The sequence below is a fragment of the Rhizobium sp. P32RR-XVIII genome, from assembly GCF_012641395.1.
In the GTDB taxonomy this organism is placed as follows: domain Bacteria; phylum Pseudomonadota; class Alphaproteobacteria; order Rhizobiales; family Rhizobiaceae; genus Rhizobium.
Genome location: NZ_JABAIH010000004.1, coordinates 504,426 through 528,795, shown reverse-complemented (window position 1 = coordinate 528,795; position 24,370 = coordinate 504,426). Strand labels below are relative to the sequence as shown.

The window sequence follows — 24,370 nt, the reverse complement described above, 5'->3', positions numbered from 1 at the left end:
CGATTTCGAAGCGCCTGAGAGCCTCAAAGAGCTCTGGAATCTCTAGCATGACATCCCCAAACTGCTCACGTAGACCGCGGTCGGAAAGATCAGGGATCACCTCAGCGCTCTCCCTTAAGACGGTCGATATGTGCCTGACGCTGCGACAGAGCCGTCTTGAGCCTCCGCACTTCGGCCTCGAGCGCGGCGATGCGCTGCGCCCCTGCGATAACGACACGGCCGAGATCATCTGCGCGCCAGCGCGCTTCTGCGAGGTCATCGGCATACTGGCGCGCTGCGCGTTCCTCGCGGCGCTCGTCAGCCTTCGCAAGCGCGTTCATGAAACCGTTGCTGACTGCGCCGCCGAGGACACATGTGATTGCCCCGAGTTCCAGTGCGACTCCCATAGCTGGATCACGCATGCTTACCTCCAATTCGATATCGGAGCTGACGCTATACGGACCCGGAGTCCTTGAGAGCCCCACGCTTCTGTAAATCTGCAGACACGGTGAAGGAAGTACGATCGCTCTACAGATTCCTCTGTTATCGCTTCAGCTTTCCTGCCGTCCAAGTATTGTTCCCTTTGTTGCCACAGGACGTGCAGCGCAGCTTCGGCATCAGGGCGGCGATTACCGCCCGCTTCCGAACCGCCGAGCAACCTCCCATCTGTCGATCCAGCCTTTATGAGTGCAGGTGAAAGCGTGCCCTTGCGTAGCGCCGCGCCGAAATAACAAGGCTTTCGTGCCTTGAGCTCCTCGAATGAGCTTCCCTCTGCGTGCTTGTAGACGTTCACCACCAGCCGACACTCATCAATGACAGGATAGAACGCTTCGTCATGGGCTACTATTCCTAACCCCGACAGGAACTTGAATAGTTCGTCCGTATTCCTTTGCCACAGCTTTGGCCTAAGCAACGTCATTTCAAAGCTGTGCGCGAATTCCTGAACCAGCCACTCGCGAAGCTGTTTCTCCCACGTGTGGTACATTCCGGCGACCACGGAGAGCATAGTCTCCCTTCGCATGTCGATCAGACGGATGTGGAAATCAGCGGCAGCTTCCCACGCGGCATACGCAAAGTCGGAGACATCGTGACTGTCGGGATCAAAGTAGCGGCCGATTTCATGAAAATGGGTCTCGGCATACGTCCGGGCTTCGTCTTCCATCGGGGAAGCGCCGAAGCGGACTAGTAGCCGTTTTCTCGCCTGAGCGAGGTAGAATTCCATCCCGGCAATAATCCGCCGCCGTATGTCCGGACTCTTCTGAAGCAGCACCTTCGACATTGGCTCTCCGAAATTGAAACTTGCAGAGCGCAGGGGTATCCCAGAATGGCGAGCGTGGATAGCCAAGCCCACGGCGGCACCTCGTTCCTCAGTTTTGAACTGAGAAGGGACTAGCTACATCAACGTCATGTCGGAGCCGTTTCCGGTTATCCACATTTCTATTGACGCGCAACAAAAATAGAACGGAAAAACAAATACTTACCTCGCGCGGTCTAACGGTGATCTAGCGGGGCGTCCGTGTTTCGTATGCTGACTAACGAAATCAGCGTAACGTTTTGATTTCGTTACGAAAAATGGTGGGTGATGTAGGGCTCGAACCTACGACCCGCTGATTAAGAGTCAGCTGCTCTACCAACTGAGCTAATCACCCGTTCGCGCTTGGCTGCGCGGTGTGACCGGGCGTATAAACAGGATCGCTCACCTTGTCCAGCGCCATGCGGAAAATTCTTCGATTAATTTCGAAGATTTTTCCGCATGGCTGAAATGCAATGAAATCAAAGGTCGAGCGTGCCCGTTGCAACGCGCACCGCCTGCCCGCCAATCCGGGCATTGGAGATCGTGCCGCCTTCGACATCCACATGCAGATGAATCAAGGATGGCCTGCCCATCTCGATACCCTGCTCGACCGCCATCGGATGATGACCATCCGGCAGCCGGTCGAAATGGTGGATCGCCCCCGAAAGTGCTGCGACAGCCGAGCCGGTCGCCGGGTCCTCGGCTATTCCCATGCCGCTCGCAAACATGCGGGCATGGAACCTCGCCGGATGGTTCACGCCGGCGCGGCAGTAGATGTAGGCAGAGGCGAGCGAGCCATCGACAAAGGGGACGGTGTTCTCCCATAGCTGCGGATCGAACTCGAGCCGCATTGCCGCACCGACATCGTGAACAGGAACCAGCAGGAAAGGCACGCCGGCGGTCCAGAGCGACGGCACATGATTTTCGAAGCCGATCTCGGTCACCTTCAGCGACAGCGCGTTGGCGATGCCCAGCTTTTCAAGCGGCATATTGATCTGCTGGGATTTCCTCGGCAGGTCGAATTCGGCAAAGCTCGCCTCTCCTCTCCGCAGCCGGACCGCGCAGCGCACAGGCCCGACATTTTCCTCAAGCACGGAAACGAGGTCCAGCGTCATGTCGCAGCCATGCGCCTGCTCAGCAAGCGCTATCGCCGTACCGACCGTCGGATGACCGGCAAAAGGCAGTTCGCGACCGGGCGTGAAAATCCTGAGCCTGGCGGTGTAGGCCGGATTGGCTGAGGCCTGTACAAACACCGTCTCGGAAAGGTTCATCTCGCGGGCGATCGATTGCATTGCTTCGTCGCTCAAATCCTCGCCGTCGAAGATGACGGCCAGCGGATTTCCGGCAAGTTTACGGTCGGTGAACACGTCATAGACGCTGTAGCTGCGCGCCACATCGGCCTCCCTGTCTCTCGGTCCTCGGACCTGCAACCTGCCCGACCGCAGAAACGAGTGCAAGGCATTAAGCTTCGTTTCAGCGAGTGAAATACCAATCGATGACCGGCAGCATCCCGATGTTGTAGGGATAGGCCGAATGATCGGCGGAGCGGATCGCGACGGCACCGGCGATCTCCTGATCCTCGGCCACCGTCATGTGCCTCTCGATTCGCCCTATAATCTCGTCTGCCGTCATGTCGAAGGTGAACATGCGGAAGATGGTGAGCGCCCGGCGGAAGTGGCTGGCATGGTAGCCTTCGCCCGGCCTGGCATCGGCAAGATCGAGCCCTGTTTCCTCCAACACCTCACGGCGCATGTTGTGCTCCAGATCGCAAACGCCGGAGATGATATCCTCCGGCTCCAGCGAACCGCAGGCGAAGTAGATCTGGCCCGGATTGGCCGTGTGTGCGCCCATGCGGATTGCCACCAGCGCGCCGTCGGAGCTCTCGATCACCGGATAGGCGAAGAGATGCATGGCGCCGCCGCGATCCTGCTGCCGGCGCCAATACATCAAGGTCGAGAAGGGAACGATGTATCCCTGCCCTGCAATGCCGTCTTCTCCCAACGCCAGCCGGTGCTGAAACACCATCCTGCCATCGAAGAGCGCCGGGTTTGCGCTTACTTCTGCCTCCCAGTTGCGGGCGATATCCTCGCGTTTTGCCTGGCGGTAGGGATGTTCGCCGTCGAGCACATGAAGGTTGACGGCAGCCACGGGAAACACCGTATTTTCCGGCGGCCAGCCGGCAAAATCCTCTGAAAAATGCATGTTCATCTCAAATCCAAAGTCATCACGAGGGGGCAATGGTCTGACGCTTTCGGCCGGTCCCAGCCGGTGCGCGGATAGCGCTCCACTTCCTGGCCGGGCGGAAAGACGGTGCGGAAGGGCTGGCCGTTGCGAATGATTTCCGGCTTTCTCTCGGCATTCATTCTGGCGAGCGCCGGCGACAGCCAAATATAGTCGAGCTGGCAGAGCCACTGCTCCTCAGGGCCGCGCGCGTGATAAAGCGTCCAGCGGTCGAGCGGATCGCGGCGGCGGGCGACATTCTCGACAAAGCCATCACGACTGAAAACATCGAGCGCGCTTTCGGTCTCGTCCTGATGCTCGAAACGGTATCCGCTTCGCCGCGTCCCGATCACGTCGATACGCTCCTGATAGTCGTTCATGTCGCCGCAGATGGCGAAGTTCTTGTTGGCGGTATTTCCGGCGCCAAATCTGTTCTCGATGATCCGGCGCACCGCTGATGCCTCCGCTCGGCGGATTGGCATCGTCGCGTGCCTGCTGTCGACACCATTGGTGCGCGGCCCGTCCATCGATTTGAAGTGCACGACATAGAGCGACAAGGGCACGCCGCCGATCAAAAGGTCGAGCTCCAGGCAGTCGCGTTTGAAGATCTTGTCGTCGATACGGTTCGTGAGCGCCAGCTTGTCGTCGAACAGATCAAAATCGCGATAGGTCAGCGCGGCATGGCTCTTGATGTCGCGCAGCTCGATTTTCTGCCCGTCACGCGTCTCCTCGCGCATCAGGACGGCAACATCGATGCCGCGGCTGTCATTGCCTTCGACAAGATATCTCTGCCGGTAGCCGTTTCCGACCATGCGGAACAGATAGCCGTATTCGAAAGCTTGCAGGGCGGCCATGTTGTCGATTTCCTGCAGGCAGAGAATGTCGGCATCAGCGTCGGCAATTGCCAGCGCCGTCATCTGGCGGGTGTCGTCGGTGGAGGCGATGACGCGGGCCTGCTCGAGCTGCTGATAGACGCCCTCGCTCTGGACCTCGAACAGCTTGATGACCCGGTCCTGGCGCAGCTGATTGCGAAAGCCGGTGAAATCGAAACGCGTCATCAGGTTTTCGACGTTGAATGTGGCTAGGCGAAGCGGCATCGGGCGTTTCCGGTTGGCATTACGCCATTACTAGAGACGAAAGAAGCGTTCGGGAAGGCAGAAATCAAAGCCGCCATGCCGCGCGGATCGTAACCTTCAACGCCTCGCCGGGCAGCACTGGCATGCGGCTGAAGGCACGCAGCGACTGGCCGTTCTCAAGGGTGAGTTTCAGCGCGTAACGCTCGCCTTCGTAAAGAACGGATTCGACCGTCGCCGGCATGCCTTCTGCCCCAAGCACGACGTCTTCGGGACGGACGAGCACATCGGCTTGCGGCCCCTCGCCCGGCTGGCTTCCAATGATGGTCTGCAGCGCATTCCAATCAAGATCACGCTTGTCACCGATGGGAGACTGCACGGTCAGGATCGCGCCTCGCCCGACCAGTCCGCCGACGATCCGGCCTTCGGGCCGCGCGTAGATCTCGGCAGGCGGCGCCGCCTGCAGCAGGCGACCCTCGGACATCACCGCAACGTCCGTTGCAAGCGCCATCGCCTCGCTCTGGTCGTGCGTCACATAGATCATTGTTGCGCCGGAACGCTGGTGAAATTCGCGAAAGGTCTCTTCCATCTCCTGCTTCAGGTGGCGGTCGAGATTGGCGAGCGGTTCGTCGAGCAGCACGACATCGGGCGATGTCACCAAGCAGCGCGCAAGCGCCACCCGCTGCCGCTGGCCACCGGAAAGATCGGCCGGACGCCGCTCGGCATAGTCGGCAAGCCGCACGGTCGAAAGGGCATCCCGCACCTTGCGGCGATAGGCTTCGCCCCCAATGCCGCGCACCTTCAGCGGATAGCCGACATTATCGGCGACGTTCATATGCGGCCAGAGCGCATAGGACTGGAAGACCATCGCCATGTTGCGCCGTTCGGGCGGCAGCGACTGCGACGCATCGGCAAGCAACCGCTCGCCGAGATGGATCGAGCCGTCGGTCGGCGTCTCGAAGCCAGCGATCATCCTGAGCACCGTCGTCTTGCCGCAGCCGGACGGTCCGAGCAGCGCCAGGAACCCGCCTTCGCGAACCTCGAGCGAAAGCGCGCTGACCGCCGGCTTTCCGGTGCCGAAATCCTTGCTGACGTGATTGAGGATCAGCTTCGCCAAGGCACCACCCCCTTGGGAAGCCGCTTGGCCAGCAATTCCAGCAGCAACATCATGAAAATGACCATCAGCACGACGAGCACGGAAAGTGCGGAGGCAAGATCCGAGCTGCCGCTGTCGTCGAGATTGTAGATCGCGACACCGAGCGTCTGCGTACCTGCGGACCAGAGCAGCGCCGAAATCGTCAGCTCGTTGCAGGCAATCAGGAAGACGAGGATGACCGAGGCACCCGCCGCCGGAGCGACCAGCGGCACGATGATGTCCCTGAGCCGCCGGAAGAAGCCTGCACCGGAAAGCCGTGCCGCCTCCTCCAACGCCGGATCGAGCTGGTGGAAGGCGCTGACGACAGGTTTCAGGCTGACCGCGAAGAAGCTCGAGAAATAGGCAATCAGGATGATCCAGATCGTGCCGTAGAGCGTCACGTTGAGGACCGGCAGCGGCGCGGCAAAAACCAGGATGAAGCACACAGCCATGACGATGCCCGGAAGCGAATAGGGAATCTCGATCAGGCTCGATATGGCACGCGCGATCGCATCCTTGCGCCGCGTCAAGACATAGGCCGCCAGCACCGTCACCAGAAGGAGACCTACTGCTGTTCCAGCCGCAAGAGAAAGCGAATTGACGAATGCCGTGCGCGTCACGGTCTGTCGGAAGAGAATCTCCTCGAAGGCATGCAGCGTCATGGTTTTGAAGGTGAGCGGCACGCCGTAGGCCGGCACCAGGGCGCCCGCAACCAGCGCGAAGAAGGGCGCGGCCAGCATGAAGAACAGGATGATCCAGAGCAGCGGCACGAACAGCAGCTTCCACGTCCCTAGTTCGAAGGCCGCCGTCGCGCCGGAAAGGCCGAGGACGCGATAATCCCGGCCGCGCAAGGCCCGATCCTGGATTGCAAGTCCCACGACGGAAATGGTCGCGATGATCGCCGACAGCAACGCCACGTCGCCGAAGGTGCGGCTGGTGAAAGCGGTGAACTTGGAGAAGATCAGCGTCGGCAGCGTGAAGATCGAGGCGGGGATGCCGAGGATCGCCGGAATGCCGAAATTGCCGGTGCAGGAGACGAAGGAGATCGCCGCACCGGCAATGACACCGGGCAGTGACAGCGGCAGGATGACGTCACGAAGGACCTGCAGGCTAGAGGCGCCGGAAAGCCGCGCGGATTCGACGCCGTCGCGCGGCAGCGCCATCAACCCTGCCCTCAGCGCCAGATAGACGAGCGGCGCATGCTGCACGCCGTAAAGCAGCGCGATCCCGCCCACCGAATAAAGCGGCTGCGGCGAGCCGAGCGGCGGGGCGATATGCAGCGCCTTCAGGAGCGGGCTCGACGGCCCGGACATCTGCACCCAGGCAAGCGCGGTGACCTGCGGCGGAATCATCATCGGGAGAACGAAGAAGAAGCTGAGCGGCCCTTTGGCGGGGATGTCGGTGAGGGTCAGCAGATAGGCGAAACCGCAGCCGATGATGAGGGAAATAATGGTTCCGAGGATTGCCGTGACGATGGTGTAATAAACCGCCGACCAGACCATCGGATCGGACAGAACCACCATCACGCCGCCATTGGCAAAGGCCGAGATGCCGACGATCGCGAGCCGCGCCAAGGGCAGCACGCTCAGGAAAAGAACCACACTGACAATAAAAGGAAACAGCCAGGCGGGCTGGCTGTTTCCTGGACGTACGTATCCTTGCATGGACCGATCAGTTCGAACCGAACATGCCCGAGAAGGTCTTCAGGTCCTGGTCCGTGTCTTTCAGCGCCTCGGCGGCGTTGACGGGCAGCACCTTGATGGTGTCGCGTGCCGGGAAGCCGTCGGGCAGCTTCATGCCGTTGCGGGCTGGGATGTAGCCGAGCTTCAGGAACCCTTCCTGGCCCTTTTCGGAGAGAACATAGTCAACAAACTTCTTGGCGGCGTCGACGTTCTTGGCACTGGCGAGGATGCCGACCGGCTCGGTGACGGCCGAAACGCCTTCGCTCGGGAAGACGAACTCGACCGGAGCGCCCTTGGCCTTTTCGCGGATCGGCAGGTAGTCAACGACCATGCCGTAGGCCTTCTCGCCCGAAGCGACGGACTTCAGGACGACGCCGTTGCCGCCGGAAGCGCTCGCGCCGTTCTCGGCAAGCGCCTTGTAGTAGTCCCAGCCGAGGCCCGGAACGGCAGCCAGCGTCTGTGCGTGAATCAGGGCCGCACCCGAAGCGAGCGGGCTCGGCATGGTGACGAGGCCCTTGGCTTCCGGCTTCGTGAGATCCTTCCAGCTCGTCGGCTTCATCGAAGCGGACGTGTTGTACATGATGCCGGTCGTGATCAGCTTGGTGGAGTAGTAATAGCCGTCGGCGTCGTAGAGCGCGCCGTCGTAGTTGGCGGCCTCCGGCGATTTGTAGGCCATCAGCTTGCCGTCTTCCTTGAGGCGCTCCAGCGTCACGACGTCGGCGATCAGCAGGACGTCGGCAACCGGGTTGCCGGCCTGGATTTCGGCTTGAAGCTTGGCCATGATCTTCGGCGTGCCGTCGCGAACCCAATCGACCTTGACGTCGGGATTGGCCGCCATGAAGCCATCGACCGTCGCCTGCGCATCTTCGTTCGGCTGGCTGGTATAAAGCACGAGATTTGCGGCCTGGGCCGAAACGGAGACGAGACCGGCTGCCAGCAGCGCGGCAAAGGCAGAGAGCTTCTTCATGGCTATTTCCCTCATGATGAACATGAGGCGTTCCATAGACAGGCCGAATAACATGATTGTGACACTCGGCTAAGCACCACCGCGAATACATGGGCGTGAGGTTGTACTTGACCGTGACGGTAGCCCGCTATTTTCTAACCCGCGTTTCGATTTTTCGATTTTTAAGGTGAGGAGAACGACAATGGAGTATCGCCAGCTGGGCCGCTCGGGCCTCAGGATTTCAACCGTGACGATGGGCACGATGACCTTCGGCGGCGTGGGCTGGGCGAAAAAAGTCGGCGATCTCGGCGTTTCCGAAGCCCGCCGCCTCGTCGATATGTGCCTCGATGCCGGCGTCAATCTGATCGACACGGCCGATGTCTATTCGGCCGGCGCCTCCGAGGAAATCCTTGGCGAAATTCTCGGCGGGCAGCGCAAGAACGGCGTGCTCGTTGCCACCAAAGCCCGCTTCCCGATGGGCGATGGGCCGAACGACGCCGGTTCGTCGCGCCAGCACCTCATCGCAGCCTGTGAGGCAAGCCTCAAGCGCATGAAGACCGATGTCATCGATCTCTACCAGCTCCATGAGTGGGACGGCCAGACGCCGCTGGAAGAAACGATGGAGGCGCTGGATACGCTCGTGCGGCAGGGCAAGGTCCGCTACATCGGTTGCTCGAACTTCTCCGGCTGGCACATCATGAAGGCGCTCGGCGTCTCCAGGGAATACAAATACCAGCGCTTCGTCAGCCAGCAGATCCACTACACGCTGGAAGCCCGCGATGCCGAATACGAGCTGCTGCCGATTACCGTCGATCAGGGTCTTGGCGTCCTCGTCTGGAGCCCGCTTGCCGGTGGCCTGCTTTCTGGCAAGCATCGCCGCAATCAGGCGACACCCGAAGGCACGCGCCAGTTCGCCGGCTGGACCGAGCCGCCGATCCGCGACGAAAACCGCCTCTGGAATATCGTTGACGCGCTGGTCTCGATCGCCGAAAGCCGCGGCGTGTCGGCGGCGCAGATCGCGCTCGCCTGGCTGATCGGCCGCAAGGCTGTGACCTCCGTCGTCATCGGCGGCCGCACCGAGGCGCAGTTCAAGGACAACCTCGCCGCTGCCGACCTGACGCTGAGCGAAGAGGAGCGCAAGCGGCTCGACGACGTCAGCGTGCCGCCGGTGATCTATCCTTATTGGCACCAGCTCAATACGGCGAAGGATCGCTTGGGCGAGGCGGACATGGAATTGTTCGCCCCGCACCTTAAGAAATAGGCATTGAAGGGTCGGCGGCGCTCAGCCGCCGATTTCCTTGGCGATCAGCCGGCCGAGACGGCCAATGCCTTCCTCGATCATCTGATCGTTGGCGCACGAAAAGCTGACGCGGATCGTGTTCTCGCCCGAGCCGTCGGCAAAGAACGCCTTGCCGGGAACGAAGGCAACCTTCGCGGTCTCGATCGACTTTGCAAGCAGCGCCGCGCCATCCATGCCCTTCGGCAGCGTGATCCAGATGAACATGCCGCCTTCCGGCTTCGTCCAGCGGATACCTTCAGGCATGTGCTTTTCGAGCGCGGCCAGCGTGCAATTGCGCCGATGGCTGTAGGCCGCTTTGATCTTGGCGACCTGCGCGTCGAAACCGCGTTCCGCGACCTGGGCGATCGCCATCTGGTTGATCGTCGAGGAATGCAGATCTGCCGCCTGCTTCATAAGTACGAGCTTACGGATGACCGGCGCGTTCGCAACAATGAAGCCGACGCGAAGGCCCGGCGCCAGTGTCTTGGAGAAGCTGCCGCAATAGATCGTGCGCGTATCGTTGATATCGCCCTTCTTGGCAATTTCCAGTGCCAGGATCGGCGGGACCGCCTCGCCATCATAGCGCAGCGACTGGTAGGCGGCGTCCTCGATGACGGCGATGTCGAGTTCTTCTGCAAGTTCCAGAACTTTTTCGCGGCCCGCGCGATCAACGGTCTCGCCGGTCGGGTTCGAGAAATCGGCGGAAAGATAGGCGAACTTCACCTTGCCGCCATTCTGGGCCGCAGTCGCACGGTAGGATTCGGGCGTCCGGTTGCCGTTTGGCGTCAACTGGTCGTAAGACGGTTCATAGGCGTTGAAGGCCTGCAGCGCTCCGAGATAGGTCGGCCACGTGACGAGGGCGGTATCTTTCGGCGACAGGAAAAGCTTGCCGAGATAGTCGAGGCCCTGCTGCGAGCCCGAAACGATGAAGACGTTGTCGAGGCCGCAGGGGACGCCGAGGGCGGCCATCTGCCTAACCAGCCATTCGCGGAGCGGCTTGTAGCCTTCGCTCACCGAGTATTGCAGCGCCGAATTGACGGCAGCGCTCTCGAAAATATCGGCATAGGCAGCCTTGAATTCCTTGTCGGGGAACAGCGCCGGATCCGGAATGCCGCCGGCGAACGAGATGATATCCGGCTGCTCGAGAAGCTTCAAAAGCTCACGGATTTCCGATGCACGCATGCGCGACGAACGGGTCGCAAAGATATTGTCCCAATTCAACATGGGAGTTTCCTCGTAATTTTTTGTCGTTTGCGGACCAAATCACGCAACAAAAATTAAGTCAAGAATGCTGACCTATTTTCTTGTAACAGTGACAAGTTTCAGGTCTTGTATTCGAAAGGATTGAAGACGGCGACAGGAAAAGCAGCGAAATCACCAATGTCACGCGTAACCACCGTGAGATTGTAAACCGAGGCTGTCGCCGCAATCATTGCATCTGCAAGCAGTGCTGGCGACCTACGGTGCATAAATTGCGCCCATTTGATCATACACTGCGCATCCAGGGCTATGACATTGATGCTTGAGATCAGTTTGTCGAGCCATGCAGCCAGTTCCTCGGCACGCTGCGAATCTCGTTCTCTCATGAGTTCGACACCGCGTTGAATTTCCCCCACCGAAACCGACGAAATGGCAAGATCCTCATTTCTGACGCTTGCCAGCCAGGCCGATACGCCGCCATGTGGCTTGGCTCTTCTCAGCTCGGAGACAATATTCGTATCAAGAAGAAACAAGACTATTCCTCGCCAAGATCAATCTCTCTCCAAATCCAGTCCTTCCGGGATGGAATTTCCAGATCAAACCTGGGCTCCGGCGCTAGAAGGACTTCCTTCGCACTGGGCCTTGCCCTCTTCGTCAAGCTTTCCCATTCCGCGATCGACACAAGGACGGCCTTCGGCTCTCCGCGCCGGGAAACAATCTGCGGTCCTTCCGCGGCAGAGGCTTCCAACAGCTCGCTGAAGCGGGCTTTCGCATCTTGAACTGGCCATTGACGCATAATTGTCTCCTGACTAGGCTGCGGACTAGTTTGGACTATAGCATTTTGACGAGTGCAAATTCCAGTGCGTTGCGAGGGAACGAACGTATGACCTCTTCATTCTACGACGAAAACGCCGAGACCTATGCCTCGCGAAACCGGAAGCTGCCGAGGGCGCGGCTCGATGCGTTTCTCACGGCCCTCACCGACGGCGCCAGGCTCTTGGAGCTCGGCTGCGGTGGCGGGCAGGACAGCGCCTACATGCTGTCCAAAGGATTCGACGTGACTCCAACAGACGGCTCGGCGGAACTGGCCAAGCAGGCGGCGAAGCTGCTCGCCAGACCGGTGAAAGTGATGCGCTTCGAAGCGCTCGATGCCGAAAGCGAATTCGACGGTGTGTGGGCCGAGGCCAGCCTGCTGCACGTGCCGCGCGCGGATTTGCCAGCCATACTCGCCCGCATCCGCCGTGCGCTGAGGGATGGCGGCGTCTTCCATGCAAGCTTCAAGGCGGGAACGGCAGAGGGCCATGACGGCTTCGGCCGCTATTACAACTATCCTTCTGCGGTCTGGCTTTCGGGATTGCTGTCTGCCGGCGGCTGGCAGAACATTAGCATCGACGAAGCCGATGGCAGCGGCTACGACAACAAGCCGACGCGCTGGCTTTTTGTGCAGGCTCGCAAATAGCACGGGCCGAGAGCGTTTTCCGCTCCGCAGAACCGCCTTACGCTGGAGTGATGGAACGTACCGTCCCGTTGTTGTCCACGACACAGGTGAACTTGCGGCCACCCGCGTCGAGATCGACTCCATATGTGACCGCGTCGAGCTGCCGCGAGCTGACAGGGAGAACCTTGCTGCCAGTCGTACCGGCGCTACCTGCGGCAGCATTGGCGCACATCAGTTGCAGATCCGCCGGCGCCGTCTGCAGGCTGGTTCGCGACATGTCCGTCGGTGGCGGTGACGACGATTGGCAGGCACCAAGAAGTGCGGCCGCAACCGAAATGAATGCCATCGCCCAGTTCAAACGCCCGCTCATAGGTGCCCCCAACACGTCCGCCTCCGTTCATTCCCCAAAAACGCGCCCTCACCGGCCTTGCCGTCCAGTCGTCAGATTCCCCTGTAGAGCGCCGCCCCTTGCATCAAGACGATGACCTTCGCGCCAACCGAGACCCGTGAGTAGAGGTCGACCACATCGTCGTTGTTCAGGCGGATGCAGCCGGACGAAACGTCGAGCCCGATCGTCCACGGCTCAATAGTTCCGTGAATGCGGTAGATCGTGTCGCTGTCGCCTTCGTAGAGATACATCGCACGGGGACCGAGCGGATTGTCGGGTCGGCCGCCCGGCATCCCCGCTGCCCATTTGGCCGCATTCGGGTCGCGCGCCACCATTTCCGGCGGCGGCGTCCAGGTCGGGTTTTCCGCCATTCGACCGACCCGCACGATGCCGGCCCAACCGAACCCTTCGCGCCCGACGCCGATGCCATAGCGTATCGCCTGTCCTCCCGGCTGCACCAGATAGAGAAAGTGTTGGTTGCCGTCGATGATGATCGTCCCCGGCTCCTCGGCCGTGCGGAATGTTACGAGCTGTCTTCGGAACGCCTCGGGCAACTGCTTGTTGCGGGCATAGAGCTGCCTGGCCTTCTTCTTATCGTAATCGACCCACTTGCCCGCTCTGGCGTCGTAAATCTGCGTCTGGGCAAGAGCAGCAACAGACCCCAGGCAAAGGCCCGCGGCAAGGAGCGCAAACCCGAATTTCCGTGCCCTGGAAGCGGTCGCAAGGCATAAGGTGCCAGAAATCGCCGTCATTGTTTTGCCCACCCCTCAACGCGCGCGGCATTTTTCTCGACCCATTTTTTCGCATAGTCGAGCGGCGCCTGACGCTCGACGCCGAGCGCATAACTCATCCCTGTCACCTCGTCGGAGGAGAAATCTACCTTATCGAGGAATTGCGCGATCTCGGGACGCTTCTTCGCAAAAGTCGACGCGTAGGCGATCTGGAAGTGCGCCGCGTCCCAGGCGGTGGTAGCGCTCGACTTGCTGATCCAGAGCGGGTCTTGCGCGGACACCAGTTTCCATTTCGCCGGATCATGCGCAGGCTCCTCGAGCCTGGTCAGTTCGTGTAGCTGGAAAACGTGGTGCGGCGCATAGCAATAGAACACCATCGGCCGATCGGTCGCCACGGCCGCATCGACGGCCGCCATCGCAACCTCTTCCTCCGCCTCGACGAGGGTCAGGTTCGACGCGTAGCCGTAGCTGTTCGCCCTCACCCGCTCGATTCCAGTCGAAAGCCAGGTGGGAGCGCCGATCCACATCTCGCCCCGGCCGTCGCCGTCGGTATCCAGTACCTTCGTCTTTTCGGGATCGGTGAGGTCGGCGACCGACTTGATGGTCTTCGCCGCCGCTGCGGTCGCGCACAAGCCTTGCCAGGCGGCGACGCTCTTGTTGCTCAGCGTCACCTCGCCCTTCTCATCGACGTACTTCTTGACGAGGTCGTCGAAATTCGGCCGCCACACCTCCGGCTGGACATCGACCTTGCCGGTCTCCATCCCGACGAACGAAGTCATCGTCCCCATGGCCTGCACATCGACCTGCAGCCCGAAGGTCTTTTCGATGCCGACCTTCAGGATGTTGGCTGTCGCCTGCCCCGAAGGCCAGTTCGGCGCGGAGATTGTCAGGTCGGCCGCCACCGACGGAAATGCCGCAAGTAGGGTCGCAACGGCGGCCAACGTCAGAAAATTCGATGCATTTCGCTTCACAGTCCCATCCCCCGGAAATCCAGAACGTACTGCATGCCCTGCGATCGATGACTGCCACATGGGGCGTGGGTACGCCCGGGTCCCTCTGCTGAGCCCCCCGCTCAAGCCAAAAGCCAGTCATTTGCCGGCGAGGATGCATCAGCTTGATCACCCGCGTCAACTTGTCGTTGCCCATTTTGTCCGCAGTTCAGGCCCAAAACGGGCTTAGATCCCGGAAAATCACACAAAAAAGAAGCCGGGACATGCCCGGCTTCCTCTTATTCGGTAGACTTTTAAGGCCTTAGTTGACCGACTTGCCGACCAGCTTGTTCTTGCCGATGCCCGCATCGCCAAAGGCGTGCAGAGCGACAAACGGGGATCGGCAAGCTCCTTAGTTGACCGACTTGTCGACCAGCTTGTTCTTGCCGATCCACGGCATCATGCCGCGGAGCTTGGCGCCGACTTCTTCGATCTGGTGGCTGTCGTTGTTGCGACGGATACCCTTGAAGCGGGCCATGCCCGAACGGTATTCCTGCATCCATTCGGAGGTGAACTTGCCGGTCTGGATGTCCTTGAGGACGCGCTTCATCTCGGCCTTGGTTTCTTCGGTGATGATGCGCGGACCGGTGACGTATTCGCCCCACTCGGCCGTGTTCGAGATCGAGTAATTCATGTTGGCGATGCCGCCTTCATAGATCAGGTCGACGATGAGCTTCACTTCGTGCAGGCACTCGAAATAGGCCATTTCCGGAGCATAACCGGCCTCGACCAGCGTTTCGAAGCCAGCGCGGATGAGCTCGACGAGACCGCCGCAGAGAACGACCTGCTCGCCGAAGAGGTCGGTTTCGCATTCTTCGCGGAAGTTGGTCTCGATGATACCGGAGCGGCCGCCGCCGACGCCGCAGGCGTAGGAAAGAGCGAGTTCAAGGGCATTGCCGGAAGGGTTCTGGTTAACGGCAACGAGGCAGGGAACGCCGCCGCCCTTCTGGTATTCGCCGCGAACCGTGTGGCCCGGACCCTTCGGGGCGATCATGACGACGTCGACGGAAGCCTTCGGCTCGATGAGGCCGAAGTGGACGTTGAGGCCGTGCGCGAAAGCGATCGCTGCGCCGTCGCGAATGTTGGGAGCGATTTCCGACTTGTAGATGTCGGCCTGCAGCTCGTCCGGCGTCGCCATCATCATCAGGTCGGCCCACTTGGCGGCTTCGGCAACGGTCATGACCTTGAAGCCGTCGGCTTCGGCCTTCTTCACGGTCGGCGAACCGGCCTTGAGCGCAATGACGACGTTCTGGGCGCCGCTGTCCTTCAGGTTCAGCGCATGCGCGCGGCCCTGCGAACCGTAGCCGATAACGGCGACCTTCTTGGACTTGATGAGATTGAGATCGGCATCACGATCATAATAGACGCGCATTGATTTTTCCTTCCCTTTGCTTGTCTTGTTGATTGGAAAACAGCGGAACTCAGCTCAGAGCCGGCATTTCCGCCAAAACCTTGTCCGTGCCGTAAAGCCGAAGGAAGGCGGTGACTGCCCTCTCCGCCTGCTGCGCGGTATCCTTGAGGCCCGGTTCGCCGAGCAGCATGCGCACATGCAGATCGGAGACGATCAGGCCGTAAAGCGTGTGATATGCCTCATCGGCATCATGAAAACGCAGCAGCCCTGACCGCTTGCCAGCGTCAATCAGCGCCATGGCGCGGCGGTCAATCTGCCGGCGGCCGCGCTCCAGGAGCAACCTTCCAAGCTTCGAGCCGTCGCGGTTCGACTGGCCGATCGCGAGCCGGTTCAATGCAAGTGAAACATCTCCGGCCAGCACGTCCAGCAAATCCCGCGCAAAGATTACAACATGATCATGCAGGCTCGCAGCCGTCAGGCGTTCGCCGCCGCGCTCGAACGTGCGCACCTTGCTGGCCTGATAGGCGATCATGGCCGAAAGAAGACCGTCGCGGTCACCGAACCACTTGTAGAGGCTTTCCTTGGAGCAGTTGGCAGCACGCGCGACCCCAGAAGTCGTCAGGGCTTTCTCCCCGCCATCGACGAGAAGCTGCAACGCCTGCTCCAGAACGGCGTTCTGACGCGGCGAAAATTCGCTGGACTCCAACGATTCAGCAAACACGATTAAGCACTCCCCCATACGTACCGTACGGTACGGTTCGTATGGGTTTATCGCGCAGAAGCGCTCCCCCGTCAATAGTCTGGCGGAGACCCGAAGGACAAATTTTTCGCAGGACACGCGCCGTTTATTCGGCAGCGCTCAGCACGGCATCGACATCGCGTGCCGGCGACAGGCCGTAGAGGCGGCTGTACTCCCGGCTGAACTGCGACGGGCTCTGGTAGCCGACGCGGTGACCGGCGGTACCGGCATCCAGTCTCTCGATCAGCATCAGCCGCCGCGCCTCGTGCAGGCGAAGCTGCTTCTGGTATTGCACAGGCGTCATCGCCGTTATTGCCTTGAAGTGATGATGGAAGGACGAGACGCTCATATTGACGTGCTCGGCGAGGTCCTCGATGCGCAGCGTCCTTGCAAAGTTCTCCCGGAGCCAGCTGATGGCACGCGCGATCCGGTTGCCGTGACTGTCGGCCATGGCCAGGTTGATCAGTTGGTCACCGGCCGGTCCGATCAAGATGCGGTAAAGGATTTCCTGTTCGATCAGCGGCGCCATCGCCGGAATGTCGTCCGGACTATCGAGCAAGCGAAGCAGCCGTACAGCAGCGTCGAGAAGCTGCGGCGTCGCGTCGTTCACGACGATCCCGCGCTGGCCAGGGGCCGTTGCTGCCGGCCGCTGGATGTTCGCACGGCTGAGCAGATCAAGCAGTTTCTCGCTGTTGATGGCAAAGGTCAGGCAGAAGTGCGGGACCTCCGGGCTGGCCTCGACCACCCTCCACACGACGGGCAGGTAGAGCGACGTCAGGAGGTAGGAGCCGGGGCCGTAGTTGATCGTGTCCGTGCCGAGCTGCACGCTCTTTGCACCTTGAACCACCATCGCAAAACACGGGCGATAGCTGCCGTGGCATGGCGCGCTCGGCGTCGTGCGACGGCTAATCCCGAGCCCTTCGATGCCCGTCTGGAACTCGCCCTCGCCGGATGCGAACCGGGCTGCGATCGATGCGATCTCCTGATATCGGTTGAACGGCAGTGTCATGCGGATAGCTCTCTGATGAAGGACGGCCGGGCGGCGCGGCTGCTCCCTATCTAGAATGCATTCAGCCTTTGGCAAATACCCCGCGCCTTCACTTTTGCAGGATCGGGCAAAAAGGCTGGAGGATCGCTCTAACGCCCGCGACGGCTTGTAGGGCATAACTGCGCCATCCTCTCCACCCCCGCGAAAAGAAGGATTTTTCCATGCCTATTGCTAGAGGCTATGCCGCTACTGACGCATCTAAGCCGCTGACGCCCTTTACCTTCGAGCGCCGCGACCCCAACCCGGACGACGTCGTCATCGACATCAAGTTCGCCGGCATCTGCCATTCGGACATTCATACCGTCCGCAACGAATGGAAGAATGCCGTCTATCCGATCGTCCCGGGCCATGAAATCGCCGGTGTCGTATCGGCCGTCGGTTCGGCCGTGACCAAGTTCAAGGTCGGCGACCGTGTCGGCGTCGGCTGCTTCGTCGATTCCTGCGTCGGCTGTGCTACCCGCGACGTCGACAACGAGCATTACATGCCGGGCCTCGTCCAGACCTACAACAGCGTCGAAGTCGACGGCAAGACCGCCACGCAGGGCGGCTACTCCGACTCGATCGTCGTCAAGGAAGGCTACGTCCTGTCGATTCCGGACAACCTGCCGCTCGACGCTTCCGCACCGCTGCTTTGCGCCGGTATCACCCTCTACTCGCCGCTGCGTCACTGGAATGCCGGCCCGGGCAAGAAGGTCGCGATCGTCGGCATGGGTGGTCTCGGCCATATGGGCGTGAAGCTCGGCGCCGCCATGGGTGCCCATATCACGGTTCTCTCCCAGACGCTGTCGAAGAAGGAAGACGGCCTGAAGCTCGGCGCCAAGGAATACTACGCCACGAACGACGCCTCGACCTTCGAGAAGCTCGCAGGCACCTTCGACCTGATCATCTGCACGGCCGGCGTCGCGATCGACTGGAATGCCTACCTCGGCCTGCTCAAGGTCAATGGCTCGATGGTCATCGTTGGCGCCCCGGAACATCCGATCCCGGTTCACGCCTTCGCCCTGATCCCCGGCCGCAAGAGCCTGTCCGGCTCGATGATCGGCTCGATCAAGGAAACCCAGGAAATGCTGGACTTCTGCGGCGAGCACAACATCGTCTCGGAGATCGAGAAGATCAACATTCAGCAGGTCAACGAAGCCTACGAGCGCGTACTCAAGAGCGACGTCCGCTACCGCTTCGTCATCGATATCGCCTCGCTGGCAGCGTGACACGCAAAGGGCGGCCTCCGGGCCGCCCTTTTCACATCCGGCTTATGGCTGCGAGACTTTCCATTTGATCGTGGCGCGAAGCGGAAAATTGTTCGGATCCGTCTTCGCGATCTCGTTGAAGTTCTCGTAAATCTTCGTGCCCTCCACGCTTGTGCCGTCACCGGTGATCGGCTGGTCGGTGAAGATCAGCTTCGAGCGGAAATCGCCGCTCTGGCCATAAATCCGTTCATTGTATTCGGGTATCGGGATGCCATTGTGACGGCTGATCACCCGCACATTGGTATCGGCCCCTTCCATCCGCAGATAGTAAAGCTTTTTCTTCGTATCGAAGACGGCGAGCACGCCGCAGAGGTCGTATTCGGGAACCGTCTTGTCCAGTGAAGGATAGTCGCCGCCGCCGGTTATGGTCTCGACGAAAGGCACGAGCTGCGCGCTATCGTTGAGCTCCTTGCCAGTCCGCTCATCGGAAATGCGCGTTTTCCCCGATCCGCAGAAGCGCGGCGGCGGCGCAAGCATCTTTGCCGGTCCCCAGATGATGAAGCGCTCGAAATCCGGAACTCCCGATGCCTCCGCCACTTCACGGGCATCGATCTCGGCTATGCCGGACGCGGGCGAATAGTTGCCGCGCAACGGCACCGTGTACTGAAACGCGTGGTGGTGGCTCACATTGGAAAAGGTGCCGTCCCGCTTGTTGCTGAACTGGCCGCTGCCTTCGAAGACCATGCTGACGGAGAGCGTGCCCAACAGCGCCGCAGGAGGCGCTTCGCTCACCTCCTCATCGCCACCCTTGCCAGCTCCATCCGTGATCGTCACTTCCGCCCGGCTGTCGTCACCGGCGCGATAGCCGCCCTCACCCAGGCCGATTTCCACTGTCTCCGCGCCGTCGGCGACGCCGTCGACAAGCGGCACGACCTCGAACTGTGCAAAGGCCGCATAGGGTTCGATGGTCACCGATGCCGGGAGCGCCTGATAGTCCGAGCCCGCTTCGGCGCTTCCGCCAAACGTCAGATTGACCACCAATGGCTCCTCGAGCGTCTCTGCCTCGCGGGTGACGATTATTACGCCGTTCACCGGCCCGGCCTCGGAAGCATCGGGATTCACGGCCGAAATGTTGACGACAGCCTCGTCTGCAACCGCCGTCCCAGCGGCAAAACGAGCGGAACCGCAGCCGGCATGAGACAGCCGGCCGCTTTCGACCAAAATCCGGACATGAACAACCCCCGTTACCCCGCTCCGATGTGGCCGAGGTTCATGCCAGAATTTCAGGCAGAAGGCAAAAGCGGTATTTTGCTACCCATCATCGCGCATGGTTTCCTTCTGGGTGATCAGCCGGGCGCTGTGCTTGCCGCTCAGAAAGATCCAGAGCCAGTTCCAGGCAACGGCAAAGCGCGACCGCGTCCCGATCAGGAAATAGATATGGGCGATGCCCCATACCCACCAGGCAACCCACCCCTTCAATTTGATGCTGCCAAAATCGATGATCGCCGCACTCTTGCCGATGGTCGCGAGACTGCCCTGATGGCTGTAGCGGAACGGCGCTGCCATGGTTTTCCCTGCAATCCGCGCGCGGATGACCCTTGCCACATAGGTGCCCTGCTGCTTTGCGGCAGGCGCGATGCCGGGTACCGGCGAACCGTCCTCCCGCTTCACCGAGGCCGTATCGCCGATGACGAAGACATCGGGAAAGCCCGGCGCCGTCAGGTTCTTCTCGACCACCACGCGCCCTGCCCGATCAGCCGGAACATCAAGCCACTTCGCGGCAGGTGACGCCTGGACGCCGGCGGCCCATACGATCGTCCGACTGGGGATGAACCGCTCGCCGATATTCACGCCTTCAGCCGTGCAGTTCGTCACCATCTCTCCGAGATGAACCTCGACGCCGAGTTTTTCCAGCGCATGCTGGGCGTAAGCGGAAAGCTCCTCGGCAAAACTCGGCAAGACCCGCGGCCCGGCTTCCGCCAGCACGACCCTGGTTTTGCGCGTATCGATGTTGCGGAATTCCTCCGGCAGGATGTGATGCGCAAGCTCCGCGATGATGCCCGCCAGTTCGACCCCGGTCGGGCCGGCGCCCACGATCGTGAAGGTCAGCAGTGCATCCCTGACGGCCGGATCGCTTTCCAGTTCGGCCCGCTCGAAGGCGAGCAACATGCGACGGCGGATCGTTGTTGCGTCCTCGAGCGTCTTCAGCCCCGGCGCGACGGGCTCCCATTCGTCATGTCCAAAATAGGCGTGCGTTGCGCCGGTCGCAAGCACCAGCGTGTCGTAAGGTAAGGTCACGCCATTCCGTAAGGTGATGACCTTGGCAGTCGGGTCGACCCCGGTCACCTCGCCGAGCAGCGTCGTCACGTCACGCCGATCGCTGTAAAGCTGCCGGATCGGCCAGGCGATTTCGGATGTCGAAAGGATCGTCGTTGCGACCTGATAGAGCAGCGGCTGAAAAAGATGGTGATTGCGGCGATCGACCAAGGTGATCTTCGCTCCCGCACCCCTGAGCTCGTTGACGAGTTGCAGCCCGCCGAAGCCGCCGCCGACAACGACGACACGATGTTCGCTCATGACATACCTACCCTTTCGCGATTTCGCTGTGGAAGATGTCGGCCTTCGTAAAAGGGGTTTCAACCGCTGGGCCGGAATAGCTGCCCGACTCAGCCGGCATAGCTGACCGGGATGGCTGTACCGCCCTTCAACAGCTCCATGGAGATCGACGCCGAGACCTCGAACAGTTCGATCTTGCGGACGATCTGCTTGTAGATGATGTCGTAATGCTCGACGCGCGGCAGGACGATCTTCAGGATGTAATCCTGATTTCCCGTCAGCCGGTGGGCTTCGACGATTTCGGGAATGCCGCTGATCGCCCTGCGGAAGCTCTCGATCCATTCGTCGGAATGATGCGCCGTCTTGATCAGCGCAAAAACCGTCGTCGGCACGCCCATCTTCTCGCGGTCGAGCACGACGATGCGCCGGGCGATATGGCCGCTCTCCTCCAGGCGCTGAATACGCCGCGAGCAGGCAGAAACCGAAAGCGCAACCCGTTCCGCGAGAACACTCACGGAAATACCGGCATCCGTCTGCAGAAGGTCGAGAATCTTTCGGTCACGATCATCAAGCATTGCTAAAGTTCACACTGGCGCTGATTTTTTGCACGATATGATAAAAACGCACAAAGTCATAGAGCCAGGTTATAAAGGCGATCAAAGAATGCAAACATTCGGCGCAAGGACTGATGCATGCTTTGGGCAATCGAATCCGGGAGATGGGAGCAAGGAATATGCAGACAATCGGCCTGATCGGCGGCATGAGCTTTGAAAGCTCGGCGGTCTATTATCGTCTGGTCAACGAGATGGTTCGCGAGCGCCTGGGCGGCCTGGCTTCGGCCGAACTCGTCATGCATTCGGTCAACTTCGAAGAGATCGTCGCGATGCAGAAGGCAGGGGATTGGGATGCCGCCGCTGCCCGCCTCGGCGATGCCGCGCTTCGCCTGCAGATTGCCGGCGCCCGCTGCATCCTCATCTGCACCAACACCATGCATCTGATCGCCGACCAGGTGGCTTCACGGATCTCCGTTCCGCTCATCCACATCATCGATGAGACCGCACGCTCGTTGAAGGCTGCGGGACGCAAGCGTCCCCTGCTGCTCGCAACGCGCTACACGATGGAGCACGGCTTCTATTCGGATCGCATGAAGCGCCTGGGTGTCGACGTCATGGTCCCGGAGGCCGCTGACCGCACCACCGTTCACGACATCATCTTCAACGAGCTTTGCGCCGGAAAGGTCCTCGACAGTTCGCGGGCGAAGCTGATGGAGATCATCGAACGCGAGCGCGCCAAGGGCGCAGACAGCATCATTCTCGGCTGCACCGAGATCTGCCTGATCCTCGATCCAAACAAGCTGCCCCTGCCCGGCTTCGACACGACTGCGATCCATGCCAAGGCTGCCGTCGATTTTTCGATCGGCGAAGAGCAGAGCGAGGAAAACGAAGCAGCCTGAGCAATTACTTGACTCAGTCAACTAAATAGAGGACAAAGTCTCTTATCGGGAGACTTTGCCATGCACGATTCCGCCCTTATCGAAGCCGCGCGCGACTTCAGCCGTTTCTATACGAATTTCCTCGGTGTCCTGAACAAGGCCTATCTCGACACGCCCTTCACCCTGACGGATGCACGGGTGCTGTTCGAGATCGGCTCGCATGACGGCATAAGCGCCGTGACGCTCGCCCGCGACCTTCATCTCGATCCAGCCTATCTCAGCCGTATCCTGAAACGCTTTCGTGCGGACGGCCTCATCGAGACCCAAGCCGATCCTGCCGATCTGCGCAGCCAGATCATCAAAGTCACCGCTAAGGGACATCAGCAGTTTCAGGAGCTTGGGCGCCGCTCGAATGCGCAGATTGCCGAACGCTTCGACGTGCTTGCCCTCGGCGAGCCGCAACGCGTCGTCAACGCCATGCAGACCATTCGCTCGCTGCTCGACCCGAACGGCAGGCCGAACCCTGCGATCATTCGCGCGCAGCGGCCCGGCGACATCGGCTGGATCGTGCAGAGCCAGGGCAAGGCCTATGCCGAGGAATATGGCTGGGACATGCGCTTCGAAGGCCTCGTCGCCGAGGTGGCCGGCCGCTTCCTCGCCAATTTCGACCCGGAGATGGAGTATTGCTGGATCGCCGAGCGCGACGGCATCAATGTCGGTTCGGTGCTCGTTACAAATGGCGGCGATGGAATCGCCAAGCTGCGATTGCTCTATGTCGACAAGGCCGCACGCGGTCTCGGCCTCGGCAAGATGCTCGTCGATGAATGCATCCGCTTCGCCAAGGCGAAGGGATATCGCCAGCTTTCGCTCTGGACCAACGGTGTGCTGGAGGCCGCTCGCGGCATTTACGTGAAGGCTGGCTTCCGGCTTGTCTCCGAAGAGAGACATAAGATGTTCGGCCCGGAGGAAAACGGTCAAACCTGGGTTCTGGATCTCTAGATTGCTGCATCGCAAAAAATTGACTTGATTTGGAAACGATCATTTCCTAATCGGGTCGACCATGACCACAGCAACCATCAGCGAGCAGAGTCGATCGCGCGGCAGACCGCGGGAATTCGACATGGAGGCAGCGCTCGACAAGGCGCTTGGCGTCTTTTCCGAGCGCGGCTATCACGCCGCCTCGATCAGCGAATTGACGGACGCAATGGGGCTCGCCTCGGGAAGCGTCTACAAGGCCTTCAAGGACAAGCACGGCATTTTCCTAGCCGCCTTCGACCGCTACCGCGCCGTGCGCCGCGCTTTGCTGGATGCCCGAATGGCAACGGCGGCGACCGGTCGCGAGAAGGTCCGCGAAGTTCTGACCTTCTACGCCATCTCGTCCCATGGAGAATCCGGCAAGCGGGGTTGCCTTGTCGTCAGCAGCGCCAAAGAGCTTGCGATCTTCGATGAAGAGGCTGCAGAGCGGGTCGCCGGTGCCTTTGCTGCAAACGAGAAATTGCTGCTGGACCTCATCCACCTCGGCCAGTCCGATGGCTCGATTCCCAAGACGCTCGACGCGGCGACGGCTGCGCGGGCGCTGCTCTGCCTGATCAAGGGCATGCGCGTCGTGGGCAAGACCGGCCGCACCGAGGAAGATATGAACACCGTGGCGCAGGCCGCCATGAAACTTCTCACCCCATAGAGACCGCCGCAAAAAGCGGGCG

26 protein-coding genes and 1 tRNA gene are annotated in these 24,370 nt (G+C 60.6%); 6 read left to right on the top strand and 21 right to left on the bottom strand.

Annotation, left to right across the window (positions count from 1 at the left end; translation table 11 throughout):
• Positions 1-101 precede the first annotated feature (101 nt).
• From HGP14_RS15785 to HGP14_RS15745, 9 genes are all read right to left on the bottom strand, one after another.
• Entirely contained in the window at positions 102-401 is a 300-nt protein-coding gene (locus tag HGP14_RS15785) for a hypothetical protein (protein WP_168830806.1), read from the bottom strand.
• 2 nt (positions 402-403) lie between these two features.
• Positions 404-1,258: a hypothetical protein gene (locus HGP14_RS15780; RefSeq protein WP_168830805.1), complete on the bottom strand. Its 855-nt coding sequence runs from the start codon at positions 1,256-1,258 to the stop codon at positions 404-406.
• Positions 1,259-1,552: 294 nt separating this feature from the next.
• Positions 1,553-1,628 (bottom strand) — tRNA-Lys (locus tag HGP14_RS15775).
• A 124-nt stretch (positions 1,629-1,752) separates the two neighbouring features.
• Positions 1,753-2,667, bottom strand: coding sequence for a PhzF family phenazine biosynthesis protein (locus HGP14_RS15770; protein ID WP_168830804.1), 915 nt, complete (start codon positions 2,665-2,667; stop codon positions 1,753-1,755).
• 79 nt (positions 2,668-2,746) lie between these two features.
• Positions 2,747-3,481: an NUDIX hydrolase gene (locus HGP14_RS15765; RefSeq protein WP_168830803.1), complete on the bottom strand. Its 735-nt coding sequence runs from the start codon at positions 3,479-3,481 to the stop codon at positions 2,747-2,749.
• Positions 3,478-4,590: an endonuclease/exonuclease/phosphatase family protein gene (locus HGP14_RS15760; protein ID WP_168830802.1), complete on the bottom strand. Its 1,113-nt coding sequence runs from the start codon at positions 4,588-4,590 to the stop codon at positions 3,478-3,480. The genes HGP14_RS15765 and HGP14_RS15760 overlap by 4 nt, the downstream gene beginning before the upstream one ends.
• Positions 4,591-4,654: 64 nt before the next feature.
• Positions 4,655-5,683: an ABC transporter ATP-binding protein gene (locus HGP14_RS15755; RefSeq protein WP_168830801.1), complete on the bottom strand. Its 1,029-nt coding sequence runs from the start codon at positions 5,681-5,683 to the stop codon at positions 4,655-4,657.
• Positions 5,671-7,365 carry an iron ABC transporter permease gene (locus HGP14_RS15750; RefSeq protein ID WP_168830800.1) on the bottom strand — a complete coding sequence of 565 codons (1,695 nt, stop codon included), beginning with the start codon at positions 7,363-7,365 and terminating at the stop codon, positions 5,671-5,673. The genes HGP14_RS15755 and HGP14_RS15750 overlap by 13 nt, the downstream gene beginning before the upstream one ends.
• A gap of 7 nt (positions 7,366-7,372) precedes the next feature.
• Positions 7,373-8,350 (bottom strand): ABC transporter substrate-binding protein, encoded by a 978-nt coding sequence (locus tag HGP14_RS15745; protein WP_168830799.1) that lies wholly within the window; start codon positions 8,348-8,350, stop codon positions 7,373-7,375.
• 181 nt (positions 8,351-8,531) lie between these two features.
• Here HGP14_RS15745 and HGP14_RS15740 point away from each other — a divergent pair, with 181 nt between their 5' ends.
• Positions 8,532-9,590 carry an aldo/keto reductase gene (locus tag HGP14_RS15740; protein ID WP_168830798.1) on the top strand — a complete coding sequence of 353 codons (1,059 nt, stop codon included), beginning with the start codon at positions 8,532-8,534 and terminating at the stop codon, positions 9,588-9,590.
• Between the two features lie 21 nt (positions 9,591-9,611).
• Here HGP14_RS15740 and HGP14_RS15735 read toward each other — a convergent pair whose 3' ends face one another.
• The 3 genes from HGP14_RS15735 to HGP14_RS15725 all read right to left on the bottom strand — a co-directional run bounded on the left by HGP14_RS15735 (position 9,612) and on the right by HGP14_RS15725 (position 11,604).
• On the bottom strand, positions 9,612-10,832 hold the full coding sequence (locus HGP14_RS15735; RefSeq protein ID WP_168830797.1) for a PLP-dependent aminotransferase family protein: 1,221 nt from the start codon (positions 10,830-10,832) through the stop codon (positions 9,612-9,614).
• Between the two features lie 98 nt (positions 10,833-10,930).
• On the bottom strand, positions 10,931-11,341 hold the full coding sequence (locus HGP14_RS15730; protein ID WP_168830796.1) for a type II toxin-antitoxin system VapC family toxin: 411 nt from the start codon (positions 11,339-11,341) through the stop codon (positions 10,931-10,933).
• A gap of 2 nt (positions 11,342-11,343) precedes the next feature.
• Positions 11,344-11,604, bottom strand: a complete 261-nt coding sequence (locus HGP14_RS15725) for a type II toxin-antitoxin system Phd/YefM family antitoxin (RefSeq protein ID WP_168830795.1) — start codon at positions 11,602-11,604, stop codon at positions 11,344-11,346.
• An 87-nt stretch (positions 11,605-11,691) separates the two neighbouring features.
• On the opposite strand from HGP14_RS15725, the gene HGP14_RS15720 reads away from it, so the two are divergent.
• Positions 11,692-12,267, top strand: a complete 576-nt coding sequence (locus tag HGP14_RS15720; RefSeq protein WP_168830794.1) for a class I SAM-dependent methyltransferase — start codon at positions 11,692-11,694, stop codon at positions 12,265-12,267.
• Between the two features lie 37 nt (positions 12,268-12,304).
• Here HGP14_RS15720 and HGP14_RS15715 read toward each other — a convergent pair whose 3' ends face one another.
• The 6 genes from HGP14_RS15715 to HGP14_RS15690 form a co-directional block, all read right to left on the bottom strand.
• Positions 12,305-12,616, bottom strand: coding sequence for a hypothetical protein (locus HGP14_RS15715; protein WP_246704464.1), 312 nt, complete (start codon positions 12,614-12,616; stop codon positions 12,305-12,307).
• 71 nt (positions 12,617-12,687) lie between these two features.
• Positions 12,688-13,386, bottom strand: coding sequence for a L,D-transpeptidase (locus HGP14_RS15710; protein WP_168830793.1), 699 nt, complete (start codon positions 13,384-13,386; stop codon positions 12,688-12,690).
• Positions 13,383-14,312, bottom strand: coding sequence for a glycine betaine ABC transporter substrate-binding protein (locus HGP14_RS15705; protein WP_246704482.1), 930 nt, complete (start codon positions 14,310-14,312; stop codon positions 13,383-13,385). The genes HGP14_RS15710 and HGP14_RS15705 overlap by 4 nt, the downstream gene beginning before the upstream one ends.
• A gap of 394 nt (positions 14,313-14,706) precedes the next feature.
• Positions 14,707-15,726: a ketol-acid reductoisomerase gene (ilvC, locus tag HGP14_RS15700; protein WP_168830791.1), complete on the bottom strand. Its 1,020-nt coding sequence runs from the start codon at positions 15,724-15,726 to the stop codon at positions 14,707-14,709.
• Positions 15,727-15,775: 49 nt separating this feature from the next.
• A complete protein-coding gene (locus tag HGP14_RS15695) occupies positions 15,776-16,426 on the bottom strand; it encodes a TetR/AcrR family transcriptional regulator C-terminal domain-containing protein (RefSeq protein ID WP_168830790.1) in 651 nt (216 codons plus the stop codon).
• A 124-nt stretch (positions 16,427-16,550) separates the two neighbouring features.
• Complete coding sequence (locus tag HGP14_RS15690; protein WP_168830789.1) at positions 16,551-17,453, bottom strand: AraC family transcriptional regulator; 903 nt, start codon at positions 17,451-17,453, stop codon at positions 16,551-16,553.
• 200 nt (positions 17,454-17,653) lie between these two features.
• Here HGP14_RS15690 and HGP14_RS15685 point away from each other — a divergent pair, with 200 nt between their 5' ends.
• Positions 17,654-18,700, top strand: coding sequence for an NAD(P)-dependent alcohol dehydrogenase (locus tag HGP14_RS15685; RefSeq protein WP_168830788.1), 1,047 nt, complete (start codon positions 17,654-17,656; stop codon positions 18,698-18,700).
• Positions 18,701-18,742: 42 nt separating this feature from the next.
• Here HGP14_RS15685 and HGP14_RS15680 read toward each other — a convergent pair whose 3' ends face one another.
• The 3 genes from HGP14_RS15680 to HGP14_RS15670 all read right to left on the bottom strand — a co-directional run bounded on the left by HGP14_RS15680 (position 18,743) and on the right by HGP14_RS15670 (position 21,810).
• Positions 18,743-19,801: a hypothetical protein gene (locus tag HGP14_RS15680; RefSeq protein ID WP_409527082.1), complete on the bottom strand. Its 1,059-nt coding sequence runs from the start codon at positions 19,799-19,801 to the stop codon at positions 18,743-18,745.
• A gap of 189 nt (positions 19,802-19,990) precedes the next feature.
• Positions 19,991-21,256, bottom strand: coding sequence for an NAD(P)/FAD-dependent oxidoreductase (locus HGP14_RS15675; protein ID WP_168830786.1), 1,266 nt, complete (start codon positions 21,254-21,256; stop codon positions 19,991-19,993).
• Between the two features lie 89 nt (positions 21,257-21,345).
• On the bottom strand, positions 21,346-21,810 hold the full coding sequence (locus HGP14_RS15670) for an Lrp/AsnC family transcriptional regulator (protein ID WP_168830785.1): 465 nt from the start codon (positions 21,808-21,810) through the stop codon (positions 21,346-21,348).
• A 158-nt stretch (positions 21,811-21,968) separates the two neighbouring features.
• On the opposite strand from HGP14_RS15670, the gene HGP14_RS15665 reads away from it, so the two are divergent.
• The 3 genes from HGP14_RS15665 (at position 21,969) to HGP14_RS15655 (ending at position 24,348) form a co-directional block, all read left to right on the top strand.
• The gene (locus HGP14_RS15665) at positions 21,969-22,688 is read left to right on the top strand and encodes an aspartate/glutamate racemase family protein (protein WP_168830784.1); all 720 of its coding nucleotides are present in this window, start codon (positions 21,969-21,971) and stop codon (positions 22,686-22,688) included.
• Between the two features lie 60 nt (positions 22,689-22,748).
• Positions 22,749-23,666: a helix-turn-helix domain-containing GNAT family N-acetyltransferase gene (locus tag HGP14_RS15660; protein WP_168830783.1), complete on the top strand. Its 918-nt coding sequence runs from the start codon at positions 22,749-22,751 to the stop codon at positions 23,664-23,666.
• 61 nt (positions 23,667-23,727) lie between these two features.
• Positions 23,728-24,348, top strand: coding sequence for a TetR/AcrR family transcriptional regulator (locus HGP14_RS15655; RefSeq protein ID WP_168830782.1), 621 nt, complete (start codon positions 23,728-23,730; stop codon positions 24,346-24,348).
• The last annotated feature ends 22 nt before the right edge of the window (positions 24,349-24,370 follow it).